The organism is Kitasatospora sp. CB02891 (genome assembly GCF_002803145.1).
Lineage (GTDB): Bacteria > Actinomycetota > Actinomycetes > Streptomycetales > Streptomycetaceae > Kitasatospora > Kitasatospora griseola.
In genome coordinates, this window is sequence record NZ_NNBO01000008.1 from 207254 (window position 1) to 224325 (window position 17072).

A 17072-nucleotide genomic window follows, 5' to 3' on the forward strand; every position below is an offset into this window, starting at 1 on the left:
CGGCGAAGCGAGGTGGGCGGAACGGCGCGAAGCGCAAGGCCCGTCCGTGGGATCGCGGCGCAGGACGACGACCTGCACCTGATCGCGACCTCACGGACGGGCCTTGCGCCGGTCGCCCGACTCCCCGCGCGCCCCGCTACAGCTCGCTCGCGCCCTTGTTCGGGAGCCCCGTCTTCGACGCGATCGCGCCCCACAGCCCCGCGGCCTGCTCCTTGGCCGTCGTGGCGGAGCCGCTCGCGGTGTTGCCGTTGCGGTAGTGGTCGTTGTCCTTCGCCTTGCCCGCGTCGCACCCCGCGACCATGTCCCCGGCCCACAGGGCGTACTCGGAGTCGGCGGTGGAGGACGCCTGCCAGGCCTTCTGCAGCTGCTCCACCAGCTTGGCGCCGTCGGCGAGCTGATCGACCTTCAGGTCGCCGAGCTTCTTCAGCAGGTCCTGCCGCTGCGAGGCCGCCGCGGTCAGCGCGGCCTGCGCGTCCGGCAGGGTCTGGCACTTGCCGACGGCGGTGACGGCGTTGACGACCGAGCTGCGGCTCGCACTCGCGGTGCCGAGCAGGTCGGACATCGCCTGCGCCTGCGCCTTCATCGCGGGGCTGACCGCGCCGTCCCCGCCGCCGGCCGGTGCGGACGGCTGCTGGCTGGTCGTGGTCCTGGCCTTGGACTGGTCCTTGGTCTTGTCGTCGCCACCGCCACTGGCGAGCACGCCGATGACCACCGCGATCACCGCGACACCGGCCACGCCCGCGCCGATCAGCACCTTGGTGTTGGGCTTGCGGCGGTCGCCGCCGCTCGCGGGCCCGCCGTACCCGGGCTCCGGTGCGCTCGGGCTCGGGTACTGCTGCTGTTGCTGGGGCGGGACCGCGCCGTACGCGCCGCCGTAGCTCGGCTGCTGCGCCGGGGCGGGCGTCGGGTACTGCTGCTGTCCGCCGAACGTCTGTGCGGCGTAGCCCTGTTGCGGGAATCCGAGCTGCGTCGGCGCGGCGGCCACGGACGGGTCGCCGGCCGGGTAGGGCGGCAGGTACTGGGTGGCTCCGGCGTCCTCCTGCGGGACCGGAGCCGCCGGCGCCCCCGGCGCCGCGCCCCAGTACTCGGGGCTGCCGCTCTGCCCCAGCGGCGGGGCGGACTGCTGCTGCGGAACGGGGGGCTGCGGCTGCGGCTGGGCGTACGGGGGCTGCGCGGCCTGCACCGGGGTGCCCTGGCCGTCCGTGGCGGGCTCCGGCCGGAACAGGTCGTCCAGATTGAAGTCGCCGGAGTTCGGATACGAGCGGCGCTGGCTCAACGCGATTACCTCACCTGTGCACGGCACCGGGATCCCGGGCCTTTCGGTTGCCCCGTCGGGGTTGCTGACGACGGACCACAACTGCGAGGCCACGCTACCGGTTCACCGGCACAGGTGACTACGCGGGCCGTTGTTCTGTGCTATTGCTTCACGAACGTCCGCCCCGCCCCGATCGTGCCGACCAGCACCGCCCGTACCCGCCCGCTACGCGGCCTCCCCGTCCATCCGGGCGTGGAACTCGCGGACCGCCCGGTGGCCCCGGTACGGCTCCAGCCTGGTGCGGAAGTCGTCCAGGTACTCCACGCCCCGGTTCGAGCGCAGCCCGCTGAGCAGCCGGACCGCCTCGGTGCCGGTCTCGCAGGCGCGTTCGAGGTCGCGCTGCTGGAGTTGGGCGGTGGCGAGCAGCACCAGGTCGACGGCGCGCCGGCGGACCCGGTGCGCGGGGTGCAGTTCGAGCGCGGTGCGGGCGTAGTGCTCGGCCCGCTCGCCCTGCTGGAGGTCCCGGTGACAGTGCGCCAACTCGTCGGCCAGGTAGGCCTCGTCGAAGTGCACGATCCAGTCCGGGTCGTCGACGGGGTTGCGGCGCTCCATCGCGGCGAGCGCCTTCGCGGCGACCGCCTCGCAGGCGTACGCGTCGCCGAGCAGGGCGTGTCCGCGGGCCTCGGCGGCGTAGAACATCGCCATCGCGGTGGGGGTGGCCACCGTGCGGGCGCCCTCCTGGGCGGCGCGGGCGAGCTGGGCGATCTCCCGGGGGTTGCCGAGGGTCGCGGCGAGGTGGCTCATCGAGGCGGCCAGCACGTAGCCGCCGTAGCCGCGGTCGTCGGCGGCCTGGGCGAGGCGCAGCGCCTGGATGTAGTAGCGCTGGGCCAGGCCGGGTTGGCCGGTGTCGACCGCCATGTAGCCGGCGAGTTCGGTCAGCCGGGCGACGGCGCCGAAGAGTTGACGGCCCGTCTCGTCGCGGTAGGAGCCGCCGAGGAAGCCGGAGACCACGCTGTTCAGGTAGTGCACCACGACGGGGCGGACGTGGCCGCTGCCGAACCGGTGGTCGAGGTCGACCAGCATCTGGGTGGTGGCCCGGATCGCCGCGACGTCGGCGAGGCCGACCCGGGTGCCGCCGGTGCGGGCGACCACCGGGTCGGGCGGGGTGATCAGCCAGTCCCGGCTGGGTTCGACCAGGGCGGAGGCGGCGACGGTGGTGCCGGCCAGGAAGTCGCGCTTGCCGACGTCGCTGCGCCACAGTTCGCAGATCTGCTCCAGCGCGGTGCCCAGGCTGGGCGCGAACTGGAGTCCGACGGCGGAGCTGAGGCTCTTGCCGTCGGCCATGCCGATCTCGTCCACGGTGACGCCGCGGCCGAGTTTGCGGCCGAGGGCCTCGGCGATGACGGCGGGCGCCTGCCCGCGGGGTTGTTGCCCGCGCAGCCAGCGGGCGACGGACGTCTTGTCGTATCGCAGGTCGAGCCCGTGCTCGGCTCCGCAGAGGTTGACCCGGCGGGCCAGGCCCGCATTGGAGCAGCCCGCCTCCTGGATCAGCTGCTGCAGACGTTCGTTCGGCTCTCGTGCGACGAGTGGTCTCGCGGCCATGGGATTTTTCCGCCTCCCCAACGCCGTCCGGACCCGACCGGAGGGCGACGACTGTGCAACACCATGCGGAATACCCACGGTGACGTACCCACTCCCCACGCGCCCTGATGAATGCCCCTGTGCGCCCCCTCTGCGCCCGTTACCGCCCCTGCTGCGACGGGGGGTTCCGACCAGGATCACCGTCCCGGGTGACAACGTGCGCCCCGTTCGAATCGTTCGGCGGCGGCCCGTAACCCCCACTCACGGACGGTAGTTGTGCTCCACGTGGACAACGCCCCCCAAGACCCCCAACCCGATCCGACGTCCCTGCTGGCCGAGGCCGTCCGCTGTGCCGAGGAACGCCATTGGGAGGTGGTCCCAGGAACGTGGCTGCTCGACGGCGACGGCGCGGCCGTCCGCTGCTCCTGCGGCGATCCGGGCTGCGCGCTCCCCGGCGCACACCCGGTGGGCGCGGACTGGGGGCTGCTGTCCAGCGTGGGGTCCGCGGTGGTGCGCGGGTGGTGGACGGAGCGCCCGGAGGCCTCGATCCTGCTGCCCACCGGGCGGGCGTTCGACGTGCTGGACGTGCCGGAGGTGGCGGGCTGCCTGGCGCTGGCCCGGATGGAGCGGATGGGGCTGCCGCTCGGCCCGGTGGTGGCCGCGCCGGCCGCCCGGGGGCGCAGCGGGCGGCGGCTGCACTTCCTGGTGCTGCCGGGCGCGGTCGCCAAGCTGCCCGAGCTGCTGCGGCAGATCGGCTGCACCTCGGACGGGCTGGACCTGGTGGCGCGCGGCGAGGGCGACTGGCTGGTGGCGCCGCCGTCCCGGTTCGGCGGGCACGCCACCGCGCTGTGGGCCCGGCCGCCGACGCTGCTGAACCGGTGGCTGCCGGACGCGGTGGAGCTGGTGAGCCCGCTGGCGTACGCCTGTCGGCGCGACCCGTCGGCCCCGCGCCTCGTCCAGCGGGAGACCGCCGCCGTGTGAGGCCCCGCCGACTGTCCGGAGCGTGATCTTCCGGAAACGAGTGGTCATACCCGCAGGTCAGCAGGACAAGCCCATCGATCGGGTGACGGCGCTCAAGGGTTGGCCGCGGTTGCCGAGGGGATCATCCTCAGCGTCGGCACAGGGTCGGTGGAGCGGGTCGGTGAAGCGGAAGGAGCGGTCGGGCCGAGAGCGTGGGGGGCTGCCGGGAGGGCGTTCGGTCGGGGAAGCCGAACGCGGCGGCACGGGGGGTCGGGGAGGGACGGCGGGGGATCGGGGAGGGAACGGAGGGGAGTCGGGGGGAACGCGCGGGGCCCGGTGCGGGGACACCGGGCCCCGAGGCGCGTTCCGCGCTCCCGTCCCGCACCCCCCGTTCCGCACTCCCCGTTCCGCACTCCCCCGGGCAGTCGGGCCGGCTACGCCTGGGCGACGAACACGTGCGCGGCGATCTCCTTGCCGAGCTCGGCCGCGCCGTCGCCGGTGCCGACCAGCACGCCGCCGGCCGCCGGGGCGACCCGCACCGTCGCGCCGGGGCGGACGCCCGCGCGGCGCAGGGTGCGCATCAGCTCGCCGTCGGTCTGGATCGGCTCGCCGATCCGGCGCACCACCACGTCCGCGCCGTCCTTGCGGGCCACCGACTCCAGCGTCACCAGCCCGGCGTCGTAGCCCTCTCCCTCGGCCTTGGTGTCGCCGAGCTCGTCCAGGCCCGGGATCGGGTTGCCGTACGGGGACTGGGTGGGGTGGCCGAGCATGGCGAGCACCTTGCGCTCGACCGTCTCGCTCATCACGTGCTCCCAGCGGCAGGCCTCCTCGTGGACCTGCTCCCACTCCAGGCCGATCACGTCCACCAGCAGGCACTCGGCGATGCGGTGCTTGCGCATCACCCGCACGGCCAGCCGGCGGCCGTCCTCGGTGAGTTCGAGGTGCCGGTCCTCGGCGACCTGGAGCAGGCCGTCGCGCTCCATCCGGCCCACCGTCTGGCTCACCGTCGGGCCGGACTGCTCCAGCCGCTCGGCGATCCGGGCGCGCATCGGGGTGATGCCTTCTTCCTCCAGCTCCAGGATGGTGCGGAGGTACATCTCAGTGGTGTCGATAAGCCCTGACATCGCCCCTGGCTCCGTTCTTCGGTGTCCTCACCGCCAATTCTGACGTACGGAGATGACAACCAGGTGCGCTGCGTCGTTGTGCCCGGGCCGCCGCGGGCCGTCGGACGCCCCGCGCGACGGTTGACAGCCGGGCGCGGCAGGGTCCACCGTGCACGCCGTAGCTTTCCCCCACCGCGGCCCGGGCCACCGGACCGCCCCGCTCGGACGGAGCACGAGATGACCGAACTGGTCGGCCGGTACCTGGACGCAGCTGTGGCCCACCTGGAGCGGATCCGCGCCGAGGAGGTCGGGAACATCGACGCCGCGGCCGAGCTGCTGGCCGACGCGGTCGAGCACGGTCGGCGGATCTTCGCGTTCGGCGCCGGGCACTCCTCGCTGGCCGCCCAGGACGTGGTCTACCGGGCCGGCGGCCTGGTGGTGATGAACCTGCTCAACGTCCCCGGAATGACCGGCGTGAACGTGATGCCCGCACACCTGGGCAGTGCGCTGGAGCGGGTCTCGGGGCTGGCCACCACCACCCTCGACCTGACGCCCGCGCGCAGCGGCGACCTGCTGTTCCTGATCTCGCTGTCCGGCCGCCAGGTGATGCCGGTCGAACTCGCCCGGCACGCCCGCGACCGCGGCCTGAAGGTGATCGGCGTGACCTCGCTGGCGTATCCGGCCGCGGTGAGCTCCAACCACCCGTCCGGCACCTACCTCAAGGACAACTGCGACGTCGTCCTGGACAGCAAGATCGCCCCCGGCGACGGCGAGCTGGACCACCCCGGCGCGGGCGCCCCGTTCGGACCGGTCTCCACCATCGTGACCAGCGCGCTGATGCAGTCCGTGATGGCGTCCGCCACCGCCAAGCTCGCCGACCGCGGCATCACCCCGCCGCTGTTCCGCTCCGGCAACGTGGACGGCGGCACCGAGTGGAACAACAAGGTCATCGCCGACAACGCGGACCGCATCTTCTACGCCTGGTGACCGCCCGGCGACCGCTCCGCGCCCCCGGCGCAACCCCGCCCATTCGGCCAACTCCGGTGCCGGTCGCGTAAGTTCGACCGGCACTGGGAAGGACTCCCGAGACCGGTGAGACGGCGCTGCGGGGGCGGGAATGGCAACTGGAGCGGGGCGTTCGATCGGTTTCGTACGGGAGCAGGACCTGCTGCCGCGGCTGTTCTGGGCCGCCGACGGCGCGTCCCTGCAGGGCCAGGCCCGGGCGGTGGCGCTGTCCCGGTGGGAGCTGCTGCTGCTGGTCGGCGCGGCCTTCGCGGGCTCCGCCGACGGCCCGCTGTGGGCCTGGCTCGCCGCCGCCGCCTACCTCGGCGCGCTGTTCATCGCCGTCACCGTCGCCTGGCAGAACCCGCAGCGGCTCTGGTACGACGGCCGGGCGGTCGCCGAGTCCGTCAAGACCCTGGTGTGGAAGTACGCGGTGCGCGCCGACTCCTACCAGCCGCCGCCGCGCAAACTCCCCGATGCCGAACGCCTGTACGACATCCAACTCGCCAACATCCTCGGCGAGTTCGACACCGACCGGGTCACCCCGGGAGTGGCCGAGGAGCTCCGCACCTGGCGCGCCCCGGCCCGGCACCCGCAGATCACCGAGACCATGGAACGGCTGCGCGACCAGCCGCTGCCGGTCCGCCGCGAGACCTACCTGCGCGAGCGGGTGCACAGCCAGCGCGAGTGGTACCAGGCCAAGGCCATCCAGTGCCGCAACGCCACCCGCCGGGTCGGCCGGCTCGCCATCGTGCTGCCCGCCGCCGGCCTGCTGCTCGCCGTACTGCGCGCACTCGGCCAGTTCAGCTTCGACGCGCTCGGCGCGATCTCCGCCGTCGCCGCCTCCATCTCGGCCTGGGCCCAGCTCCGCCAGTACCGCCCGCAAGCCGCTGCCTACACCCTCGCTGCCGCCGAACTCTCCAAGGTCGAAGCCCAGTTGGCGGCCGTCGACCTGTCCGCCCCGGACGCCGAGGAGAACTGGGCGCGACTCGCCCGGGACGCCGAGGACGCCATCTCCCGGGAGCACACCACCTGGCAGGCGCGCCGCGAGGTGCGCAGCCTGGACATTCCCAGCTGACCTGGAGGCGCCGCGTGGCCACCCGAAGGATCGACACACCGGACGGGGGCGTCCTCGCGGTGGAGACGTCCGGAGACCCCTCCGGCAGGCCGGTGTTCCTGCTCCACGGCACCCCCGGCAGCCGGGTCGGCCCCGCCCCGCGCAGCGCCGTCCTGGCCCGGATGCGGGTCCGGCTGATCTCCTTCGACCGCCCCGGCTACGGCGACTCCACCCGGCTGCCCGGCCGCCGGGTCCGCAACGCCGCCGACGACGTCGCTGCCATCGCCGACGCCTTCGGCCTCGACCGCTTCGCCGTGGTCGGCCGCTCCGGCGGCGGCCCGCACGCGCTCGCCTGCGCCGCGCTGCTCCCCGACCGGGTGGTCCGGGCCGCCACCCAGGTCTGCCTCGCCCCGCGCGACGCGGACGGCCTGGACTGGTTCGCCGGCATGACCCCCTCCAACGAACGCGCCTTCCGCCAGGCCGAGTTGGGCCAACCCCGGATCGCCGGCCCGTTCCAGGTCCGCTCCCAGGTGATCCGCCGCGACCCCGCCCAGCTCATCCGCAACCTGGTCCCCGAACTCACCCCGCCGGACCGCACCGTGGTCGCCGACATCGGCATCCGCCGGATGCTCCAGTCCACCTACCGCCAGGCCTTCCGCTACGGCGCCGACGGCTGGATCGACGACGTCCTCGCCTTCATCGCCGACTGGGGCTTCGCCGTCGACGCCATCCGCATCCCGGTGCGCATCTGGCACGGCGCGGACGACAAGTTCTCCCCCGTCGGCCACTCCGCCTGGCTCGCCGACCACATCCCCGCCGCCCAGCTCTACCTGGAGCCCGGCGCCGCGCACTTCGGGTCCCTGAAGGAGATGACGGACGCGATCCGCTGGGCCGCGAACGCGTAGCAGGCGCGAACCCCGGGGGCCCGGTCCACTGGAGCCGGGGGAGAACTGCGCACAGCGGAAGGCACCCGCCGACAAGGCCTCGACCACGGGCAAGTCATCGCCCGTGGTCGCGGCCTTGCGGGCGTTCGCCCGCTGCTCGCGCAGCCTAGAGCGGCTGCGGCTCCAGATCCCGGTTGCTGCGCTGCCAGCTGCGGGCCGCGACGACCGACGGGTGTTCCTCGCCGAAGAGTTCGACGAGTGCGGCCACCGCCTGCATCCGCAGGCTCTCCGCCTCGCTGCGGCGGCCGGCCGCGCGGAGGGTGACGGCGAGGTTGGCCTGGCAGACCAGGGTGTCGGGGTGGGTGGCCCCGTACCTCGCGGCGAGGCCGTCGTACGCGCTGCGGCCGAGCGTCTCGGCCTCGTCGAGCTGCCGGTTCTCGGCGAGCGCGTTGGCGAGGTTGATGACGGCGTTGAGGGTGAAGGGGTGGTCGGCGCCGAGGACCCGGGTGAGTCCGTCGACGGCCGAGCGGCCGTGCTGGACGGCGCCGTCGGTGTCGCCGGAGCCGCGCAGGTAGATGCCGAGGTTGTTCTCGCAGGCGAAGGTGAAGGGGTGTTCGTCGCCGAGCAGTCGCCGGTGGCCCTCGTAGGCGTCGGTGGCGATGTCGCGGGCGGTCTCCTTGTCGCCGGCGGCGCTGAAGTCCGCGGCGAGGTTGAGCCGGCAGGCCAGTGCGTCGGGGAACTCGGGGCCGTACAGGTCGACGTAGCGTTCGTAGGTGCGTTCGGTGAGTTCGCGGGCCTCGGCGTACTGTCCGGCGCGGCGCAGCGAGACGGCGAGCGACTTCGCGTTGCGCAGTTCCTCGGGCAGGCCGGAGGCGTCGACCGCGGCGAAGGTCTCGGTGACTTCGCGGAGCAGTTCCGCGGAGCCCTTGTAGTCGCCCATCTCGCGCAGGTCGCGGGCCAGGTTGGACTTGGAGCTGAGGGTGTAGGGGTGGCGGGCGCCGAGGACGGCGGAGCGGCGTTCGACGGTGTCCTGGTCGAGGTCGCGGGCGGCGACGCTGTTGCCGACCAGGCGGTGGTCGATGGCGAGGTTGTTGGCGACCGAGAGGGTGCGCGGGTCGTCCTCGCCGAAGAGTTCGATGAACTGGTTGAAGGTGTCCTGGTCGAGGGTCAGGGCTTCCTGGAAGCGGTTGAGGTAGCGCAGGTCGGCGGCCATCGAGTTGGCGGTCATCAGGGCGTACGGGTGGTGGTCGCCGAGGAGTTCGCGCTGGCCGTCCAGGGTCTCCTGGTTGAGCGCCAGGGAGTCGTTGTAGAAGCCCTGGGAGCGCAGCACGTTGGCGACCTGGAAGCGCAGGCTGTAGATCTGGCGCCGCCACAGGCGCTGCTCGCCGGGGTCGGTCTCGGCTTCGGCCCGGCCGGTCCAGCTGGCGTCGAGCTGGCGGCCGAGTTGCAGGGCCTGGTCGAGGTCGACGCGCTTCCACAGGTAGCGGACGCGGTCGATGAGCATCTCGCGGACGTCCTTCTCGTCGCAGTCCTGGGCCCGGGAGGGCGTGAGGTGCGGCCAGATGGCTTCCAGGGTCGGCCAGTTGGCGGGGTCGTCGGTGTCGCCGCGGGACGGGCGGGCGTTGACCAGGATGCGGTGCACCTGGTGCATGGCGGTGTTCCGCTCGCTGTCGCTCATGCCGCTGCGGACGACGGCCTGGACCAGCCGGTGGACCTGGAAGGAGTCGGAGCCGGCGTCGGTCTTGGCGAGGGCGTAGCGGCTGACGGCGCGCAGCACCTTGCCGAGCAGGAAGGTGTCGGTGAGTTCCTCGTCGTAGGGGTAGAGCGCGAGGCGCATCTGCTCGGAGAAGAAGAACTGCTTGAGCGAGATCGGCTCGGGGGCGAAGAACGCGCAGAGTTCCAGCAGCCGGACGGCGGCGGGGGACTGTTCGCGGAGCCGGGTGATGGAGACGTTCCAGGTGAGGCCGACGGGGGTGGGGTAGTCGACGGGGGTCTCGCCGGCGGCGAGCACCTTGGTGGCCTCGGCCTTGAGCTGGCTGACGTAGGTGTCGACGGGGGTGCGGGTGGTCTCCAGCCAGGCGGCGGCGACCTCGACGGCGAGCGGCAGGTCGCCGACGGCCTCGGCGACCCGGTCGGCGTCGGCGCGGACCAGGCCGCGGACCCGGCGGGTGAGGTGGTCGACGGACTCGGTGCGGTCGAAGACGTCGACGTTGAGCACGCCGGCCTGCCCGGACCAGCCCTGGTTGCGGGAGGTGACCAGGATGTGGCCGGGGCCGTCGGGGAAGAACCGGCGGATCTCGCCGGGCTCGTCGGCGTTGTCGAAGATCAGCAGCCAGTTGGGCGTGGGCAGGCCCTGGCGGAGCGCGTCGCGGGCGGACTGGGCGGCCTCGTTGACGTTCTCGCCGACCCGCAGGCCGAGCCGTCCGGCGAGTTCGGCGAGGCCGACCGCGACGTTCTCGCTCTGCTCCGCGTCGATCCACCACACCAGGTCGTAGTGCGACATGTAGCGGTGCGCGTACTCCAGCGCGACCTGGGTCTTGCCGACGCCGCCGAGGCCGTACAGGGTCTGCGGCGGCGGCAGCACGGCGGTGGTGCCGCCGGCGAGTTGGGCGCGCAGGTCGTCGAGGACCTTGACCCGGCCGGTGAACGAGTGGTTGCGCTGCGGGACTTCCCAGTAGGTGGGCTTGGTGCCGGGGAAGCGCGGCGCGCCGGGGGTGCGGTCGGGCAGCTCGGTCTCGGTGCGGCCGAGGGCGCGCAGCAGGACGGTGGCGGCGGCCTGTTCGTCGCGGCCGATCAGGTCGACCGGGTTGCGGCTGTTGTAGGGCGCGTTGAGGCGCACGTCGGAGACCCGGACGGGGATGAGCTGGCGGCGGGCGCCGGCCGGGTCGGCGAGCACGGTGCGGTCCCACAGCGCCTGGGCCTGCGGGGACTGCAGGTAGGCGGCGGACAGCAGGGCGACGGTCCGGTACGCGGAGTCGATGCCGCGGCCGGTGGCCTCGCGCGGGTTGGCGCCGGCGCCGAGGTCGCGCGGCACGACGCGGTAGCCGGCGTCGGCGAGCAGCGCGGAGATCCAGTCCGCCCAGGCGCGGTCCTCGGGCACGTAGCTGAGGTACAGGTCGGCGGGGGCGGTGGGACGGCGGCGGGCGAAGCCGTCGAGGTGACGCAGTCTCAGGTCCTCGGGCATCGGCGGGAGTCCGGCGACCCGGCCCTGGGTGATCTCCCGGGTGAGGCGTTCGTTGGCGGCCAGCATGGAGCCGGGCAGGCCGGGCTGGTCGCCGAACGGGGCGAGGATCTCCTCGTACGCGTAGAACGGCCGGTAGGGGATCTCCACACCGGCCCAGTAGCGGGCCAGGTCGGGTTCGCCGAAGCCGGCGGGCAGGCCGCCGAACTTGATCCGGGCGAGCGCCCGGCCGGCGTCGGCCTTCTCCTTCTCGCCCTCGTCGATGCGCATCGGGACGGGCAGGATGCGGATGTCGCGGTCGCCGTAGCGGTCCTCGATGACCCGGGCGATCCGGGAGGCGCCGTCGATGGACTGGTCGCTGAGGGTGAAGCAGACCACCAGGTCGTCGGGCATCTCGACGGTGCAGATGTCGGCGGTGTCGGTGAGTCCGGTGCGGCTGTCGATCAGCACGTAGTCGTAGCGGCGCTTCATGTCGGCGCGCAGCGACTGGATGAAGCGGCGGCCCTGGTAGCGCTCGTAGAGCAGGTCCCAGTCGAGGCGGGCGACGGAGTAGTCGCGGTTCTGCTGGCCGGCGGGGACGAGGTCGATGCGGCCGCCGCCGGGGAAGTGCGGCCAGGCGAGGGAGAGCGCGTGCGGGTGGATCCGGGCGAAGTCCTCGATCCAGTCGGGGTCGCGGTCGACCGGGCGGCGGGCCTCTTCGAGGTAGTCGGCGAACAGGTCCATGATGCCGGTGGTCGCGCCGACGATCTCGGGGTTGAGGAACGGCCGGAAGAACTGGCTCAGGCCGGGGGCCTCCAGGTCCCAGTCGACGACCAGCACCCGGTAGCCGTTGGCGGCCATGATCCAGGCGGTGTTGGCCAGCGCCATGGTGCGGCCGGTGCCGCCCTTGTACGAGTAGAAGGTGACGATCCGTCCGTGGCGGTTCTCCACGGTGGTGTCGCGACGGCGCGCCTGGATCTGCGGGCCCTTCGCCGGCCTCTCGGTCATGACGTTCCCTCCCCCGGGCCCTTGGTGCCCGTCGTGTTCCCGCACGCCGTGCCGCCGGACGGAGTTCCGACCGTCCGGCGTCCTGCTGTCCGCCCGCTCCCGGCTCCGGGCGCGGGCCTAGGGTCCGATGCTGGGTCTGCGGTCCGTGGGCCCGTCGTCGGGGCGGTCGCGGTGGTGCTGTTCGTGGGCCGTGCAGGCCCGCATGACGGCGCGTTCCATCTCACCGCGGAACTCCTCCAGGCTGCCGGGGGCGCCGGCCGCGGCGTCGTCGCGCAGGCTGGGTTTCTGCAGGGCGCCGCGGCTGACGGCGAGCACGCTGTCGCCGAGTTCGTTGAGCATCCGTTCGTGGTCGCGGCTCTGCTGGTCCTCGCGGTTCCAGGGTTCGATGATGGCCACCGAGCCGAGGTTGCGCCGGTCGAGCCGGCGCACCGCCTCGACCCGCCGCGCGTCCAGGAACGCCCACCGGTCGACCAGCAGTACGCACGGCGCGGACGGGCGTTCGCCGGTCAGCAGGTGCTCCGCCTCCTCCTCGAACTCCCGTACGGTGGGCTGGAATCCCATGTTCCGGGCGACGTCGGCGGCGTCCTGGGCGAGCGGCCGGCTGGAGTCCGGCCGGAACGGCTGCCAGTCGGTGCGCTGTTCGCCGTACCAGGCGCCGCTGCGCTGCGGCGGCAGTTCCGGCTGGCTGTAGGAGAACACCGAGATCCGCACCTTGTCGGCGACGTCCGGCGGGTCGAACGCGGACGGCTGGGACTCGAAGTCGAAGACCTGCCCGGCCGGGATGACGGTCTGCTCGGCGACGTCGACGATCCGCTGGGCGAGCCGCCACACCGCCGTGTGGTACTGCGAGCTGAACGTGGTGATCTTCATCAGCGCGTACAGGCCCTCGGCCGCGTAGTCGTCGCCGAAACTGTCGTGGTTGAACTGCAGTTCACCGGCCACCCGGGGCAGCGGGTAGTGGTCCATCGGCACCCACAGCGCCGGCACTATGCCGGTCATCCGCTCGGCCGTGGGACGCCGCTGGTAGACCGAGCGCCGGGTGAACAGGTGCCACTCCCGGCCGCACGCCTCCGACTTGAAGTACCGCGGCGAGTACAGCGGAACGAACACCCGACAGCTCGCGAGCTCCCTCGACAGCCGCTCGGCCCACTTCTGGCCCTGGTGCATGGAGCGGTCCATGAACCCGATCGGATGCCCGGCGGGCAGGTCGGTGATCTGGAGTATCGCCTCGCACAGGTCCTGGTAGAGCTTCGCCACCCAGAGGTTCGGGTCCGCCGCGCCCCGGGAGTTCACTCTCGGGGTGTGGGCGTAGCTGAGGAAGAAGTACGGCCTCGGCGCTTCCTTCCCCCGGACCGCTGGGCTGTTCACACGCGCCTCCCCCGAGCCCGCCTGTCACCTGTTCCCGAAAGGGACTCAAGTGTAGGAACGGCTGCCGCCGGAATGGAATAGGGCCTTGATCCGATGCTCCGTCAACTCTGCCCGCTCCTGAACCACTTGTCCGCCAGATCGACCGCTTCGCGGATCTGCATCAGGTAGCAGTGCGCGTCGCCGAGCGGCCCGGACTCCAGCGCGTCGCCGAGCCCGCCGGCCAGCACCTCGCCCATCGCCGGGAAGTGCTCGTCCTGCAGCCGGAGGCCGGTGAAGCTCCGCCAGCGCCGCGCGCCGCCCGGGGTGCGCACCACGCACCGGTACTGCTGCGCCTGCCGGTCCGGCTGCCAGTACTCGAGCAGGTGGAGCGGGGTGCAGCACCACACCGGGACGCCGATCATCAGGCACCGCGCACCGCTCCGGTAGAGCCGCCCGGCGGGCGACTCCTCGCCGAGGTGACTGCGCAGCGGGTGGTGCTCCGTCATCTCCCGGGCCTGCGGGCCGATCGCGGTGAAGGAGGTCTGCGGGTGCCGGCTGCGCAGCGCCCCGGGCAGCAGCCGGACCTCCTCGGCGAGGTGCCCCATGGTGGGCGAGGCGGGGGTGGCGGCGGCGTCCCAGGCGGGCATGGCGGCGTGGTATTTCCGCAGCTCGGCGGGGGTGAGGCCGGCGATCGCGGCCCGGTAGTAGGAGGAGGTGCGGGAATTCTCGGGTGTAGCGGTGTACACGACCAGCGTGCCGTCCGCCCCGAGCGCCTCCCGGAGCGCCCGTACCACCCCGGATGCGCCCTCCGCGACCGGGCCGATCGCCCGCAGCGAGGCCTGGACCAGCAGCGTCTCCCCGGGTCGGACGCCGATCTTGTCGAGGTGCGTGACGAGCTCCGCAACGGAGTACATGAGGCCTCCCACAGCCACGGGTCGGAGCCGCCGACCCCCGACCGGGCGGCCGAATACACCGGATCCCTACCCGCCGCCCCGCCGGTCTCCCGGCGTCAGAGGCGAATTCGGGCCACCTGCCGGTCAGTTGCCGCCGATGGCGGCCGCGCGGGCCTGCCACTCGGCGAGGTTCTCGGCGGCGGACTCGCGGGCCGCGGTCTCGGCGGCCGCGCCGACCGGGACGGTGAGCCAGGGCTCGACGGCGGTGCGCATCCCGTCGGTGAAGCGGGCGCCGAGGGGGGTGAGGGCGCCGGAGTCGGCGAGGGTGGCGATCGAGGCGACGGTGTGGGCCCGCCAGGTCGCCAACTGGACCCGGGCGTGCTGGGCGGGGCCGTTGCGCAGCCCGTCGTACGCACGGACCCGGGTGGCCCAGAACTCGGTCACCGCGAGGTGCGCGTAGGTGCCCTGGAACAGGCCCTCCAGCGGGCGCGGGTCGGGCCGCCACGGGGCGTGGAACAGGCGCGGGTCGGCGCGGTCGTACAGGTCGTGGAAGTCCAGCACCGCGCCCAGCTTGACGTGCTGGAACTCGTGCGCGATCAGCAGCGCGAGGGTGGGCGCGGTGGCGGGCCGGGCGATGCCGACCGCGCCGAAGGCCTGCCGGGCGGCGGCGGACACGTCGCGGCCGGCCGGGCCGCGCCGCAGCGGGGTGAGGGTGGACAGGCCGGCCCGGATGCCGGGCGCGTAGCCGGGCAGGTCGCGGCCGATCAGCTCCCAGGCCTCGCGCAGCGCCCCGGCCCAGGCCAGGTACTCGGCGTCCGCGAGCCGCTCCTCGACCGGCCACTGGTGGCTGTCGCGCTGCGGGTCGGTGTCCTCCAGGGCGGGCGTCCAGCCGCCGGCCAGGGCGGTGCGCCGCACCGGCTGCCAGTGCGCGTCGGCGGGGGTGTCCGGGCCGATCCGGCGGCCGCCGACGGTGAAGCCGTCGGCGTCGCCGGTCAGCACGGTCTCGCCCGCGCCGCCGACCGACACCCGCCCGAGGGTGGGCAGGTGGACGGCGCCGCCGCGCACCGGCACCGGCAGCTCGAAGGCCCGCCGGGCGCGCACCGCGGCGGCGGCGGCCACCTCGGCCATCCCGCCGAGGTCCCCGCCGCCCTCGCCCTGCAGGCAGCGCACCGCCCAGGCCCGGGTGTACGGGTGGGCGAGCACCGCCTCCAGCGCGGGGGCGTCGTCGGCGTCCAGCGAAGTGACCAGCCCCCAGGCCGGGGAGGCGGCCCCCACGGCCGCCACCAGCCGTCGGGTGAGGCCGAGTTGGGCCCGAGCCAGGGTGCGGACGGTGTCGGCGCCGCCGTACCCGGCGGCGAGCTCGTCGAGCTGACGGTCGGTCAGCGCGGCGCCGGGCGCGTCCTGGGCGGGGACGACGGGGGCGGGGGCCATCCGGTCGCGGATGGTGGTGATCAGTCGCATCAGGTCACCGCAGTAGACGGAGGGATTGCGGAAGCCGGAGCCGTCGCCCCGGTAGCGGTGGGCGTACAGGCCGCCGCCGCACGAGCGGACCACGGGGCAGCCGCGGCACTGCTCGGCGAGCCCGGCCAGCCCGGACTGTCGCTCGACCATGCCGGGGTGCTCGGCGACCTGGTCGAGGGTGTGCTCGAACACCGTGAACCCGGTCTCCGGGGCCCCGTCGTAGGCGGTCTTCAGGCTGTCGGCCTGCTCGAAGGAGCCGTCGGTCTCCACCACCACCAGGTCGGCGGGGTCGAGGCCGAGCGACTCGGTGAGGCTGGAGCGGCCGCGCAGCGTGCGGTACACCGAGTCGAAGGTCCGCACCGGGACCGGCCGGCCGAGTTCCTCCCAACGCCGGTGGACCGCCAGCAGCCAGTCGGCGTACGGGGTTTCGCCGAGGCCTCCGGGCCGCTTCGGCGGCTGCTCCCAGGTGGCGTGCGGGAGCAGGAAGTCCACCCGGGGCGGCTCCAGGGCGACCAGCGCGTCCAGCACCGCGACGGGGTCGTTCTCCACGTCGATGGTGCACAGCAGCCCGGCGTACAGGTGCCGGTAGGCGGGTCGGCGCAGCAGCTCGACGGCGGCGAGCACCTTGGCGTGGCTGCTGCGGCCGTCGGCGAACCGGCGGTGCCGGTCGTTGGCGGCCTTGTCGCCGTCCAGCGAGATGCCGACCTTGATGCCGTGGGCGGCGAACAGGTCGAGGAAGCGGGGGGAGAGCAGCACGCCGTTGGTGTGGATGCGCAGGTCGAGGGCGCAGTCGGCGGGCAGGGCGGCGCGCAGCAGTTCGGCGGCGCGGCCGAGCAGGGCGGGCCCGGCGAGCAGCGGTTCGCCGCCGTGCAGCACCACGTGGACGGCGGGGAGCCGGTGGGCGAGGGCGTGTTCGGCGATCCGTTCGGCGGTGCGGGCGAGCACCGCCTCGCCACTGGCACGGGCCTTGCCGCGCCAACTGGTGTCGGCGTGTTCGTACACGTAGCAGTGGTCGCAGGCAAGATCGCACCGGGCGTGCATCTTGATCACGAACTGCGAGAACGGCACCAGCGGGCGCGGCACGGGAATCGGAGGTGACGTCGCGTCGAATGCGCTCGGTCGTCCGGTCAGATGGAGGAGTTGAAGGCGGCGACGGCCACCAGGCCGGACTCACCGCCCGGGAGGGCTCGCGAGAGCTCGGCGACGAGCTCTTCGGTACCGAGGGAGGCCAGAGCTGCCAGAGAAGGAGCGGACTCCTCGACGCGCGCGCTGTCGGCGGGCTTGGTGGCGGCGACCATGATGACTCGTTTCTGCGCCTGTCGGCGCGAGACAGGCCTCGGCGTCCTGTGCCGAGAATTTCA

Annotated in this window: 12 protein-coding genes; 4 read left to right on the forward strand and 8 right to left on the reverse strand. The window is 73.5% G+C overall.

The window, feature by feature from the left end:
* Positions 1-136 precede the first annotated feature (136 nt).
* Together CG736_RS19810 and CG736_RS19815 are read right to left on the reverse strand one after the other, a co-directional pair.
* The gene (locus CG736_RS19810) at positions 137-1276 is read right to left on the reverse strand and encodes a hypothetical protein (protein ID WP_100587525.1); all 1140 of its coding nucleotides are present in this window, start codon (positions 1274-1276) and stop codon (positions 137-139) included.
* Between the two features lie 204 nt (positions 1277-1480).
* Positions 1481-2857, reverse strand: a complete 1377-nt coding sequence (locus CG736_RS19815) for a transcriptional regulator (RefSeq protein WP_043915647.1) — start codon at positions 2855-2857, stop codon at positions 1481-1483.
* Between the two features lie 255 nt (positions 2858-3112).
* Here CG736_RS19815 and CG736_RS19820 point away from each other — a divergent pair, with 255 nt between their 5' ends.
* Entirely contained in the window at positions 3113-3817 is a 705-nt protein-coding gene (locus CG736_RS19820; protein WP_100587526.1) for a bifunctional DNA primase/polymerase, read from the forward strand.
* A 413-nt stretch (positions 3818-4230) separates the two neighbouring features.
* On the opposite strand, the gene CG736_RS19825 is transcribed toward CG736_RS19820, so the two are convergent.
* Positions 4231-4920 carry a metal-dependent transcriptional regulator gene (locus CG736_RS19825; protein ID WP_100587527.1) on the reverse strand — a complete coding sequence of 230 codons (690 nt, stop codon included), beginning with the start codon at positions 4918-4920 and terminating at the stop codon, positions 4231-4233.
* Positions 4921-5136: 216 nt separating this feature from the next.
* Here CG736_RS19825 and CG736_RS19830 point away from each other — a divergent pair, with 216 nt between their 5' ends.
* The 3 genes from CG736_RS19830 to CG736_RS19840 all read left to right on the forward strand — a co-directional run bounded on the left by CG736_RS19830 (position 5137) and on the right by CG736_RS19840 (position 7863).
* Complete coding sequence (locus CG736_RS19830) at positions 5137-5886, forward strand: sugar isomerase domain-containing protein (RefSeq protein ID WP_100587528.1); 750 nt, start codon at positions 5137-5139, stop codon at positions 5884-5886.
* A 130-nt stretch (positions 5887-6016) separates the two neighbouring features.
* Positions 6017-6979 carry a DUF4231 domain-containing protein gene (locus CG736_RS19835; RefSeq protein WP_100587529.1) on the forward strand — a complete coding sequence of 321 codons (963 nt, stop codon included), beginning with the start codon at positions 6017-6019 and terminating at the stop codon, positions 6977-6979.
* A 14-nt stretch (positions 6980-6993) separates the two neighbouring features.
* Positions 6994-7863, forward strand: a complete 870-nt coding sequence (locus CG736_RS19840) for an alpha/beta fold hydrolase (RefSeq protein WP_232734077.1) — start codon at positions 6994-6996, stop codon at positions 7861-7863.
* 145 nt (positions 7864-8008) lie between these two features.
* On the opposite strand, the gene fxsT is transcribed toward CG736_RS19840, so the two are convergent.
* The 5 genes from fxsT to CG736_RS36335 all read right to left on the reverse strand — a co-directional run bounded on the left by fxsT (position 8009) and on the right by CG736_RS36335 (position 17009).
* Positions 8009-12010 carry an FxSxx-COOH system tetratricopeptide repeat protein gene (fxsT, locus tag CG736_RS19845; protein ID WP_100587530.1) on the reverse strand — a complete coding sequence of 1334 codons (4002 nt, stop codon included), beginning with the start codon at positions 12008-12010 and terminating at the stop codon, positions 8009-8011.
* A 117-nt stretch (positions 12011-12127) separates the two neighbouring features.
* Positions 12128-13378 (reverse strand): TIR-like protein FxsC, encoded by a 1251-nt coding sequence (locus CG736_RS19850; protein ID WP_157815652.1) that lies wholly within the window; start codon positions 13376-13378, stop codon positions 12128-12130.
* A 101-nt stretch (positions 13379-13479) separates the two neighbouring features.
* The gene (locus tag CG736_RS19855) at positions 13480-14271 is read right to left on the reverse strand and encodes an aminoglycoside N(3)-acetyltransferase (protein ID WP_100587532.1); all 792 of its coding nucleotides are present in this window, start codon (positions 14269-14271) and stop codon (positions 13480-13482) included.
* A gap of 123 nt (positions 14272-14394) precedes the next feature.
* Positions 14395-16794 carry an FxsB family cyclophane-forming radical SAM/SPASM peptide maturase gene (locus CG736_RS19860; protein WP_255419017.1) on the reverse strand — a complete coding sequence of 800 codons (2400 nt, stop codon included), beginning with the start codon at positions 16792-16794 and terminating at the stop codon, positions 14395-14397.
* A 44-nt stretch (positions 16795-16838) separates the two neighbouring features.
* Positions 16839-17009, reverse strand: a complete 171-nt coding sequence (locus tag CG736_RS36335) for a hypothetical protein (protein ID WP_157815653.1) — start codon at positions 17007-17009, stop codon at positions 16839-16841.
* Positions 17010-17072 lie beyond the last annotated feature (63 nt).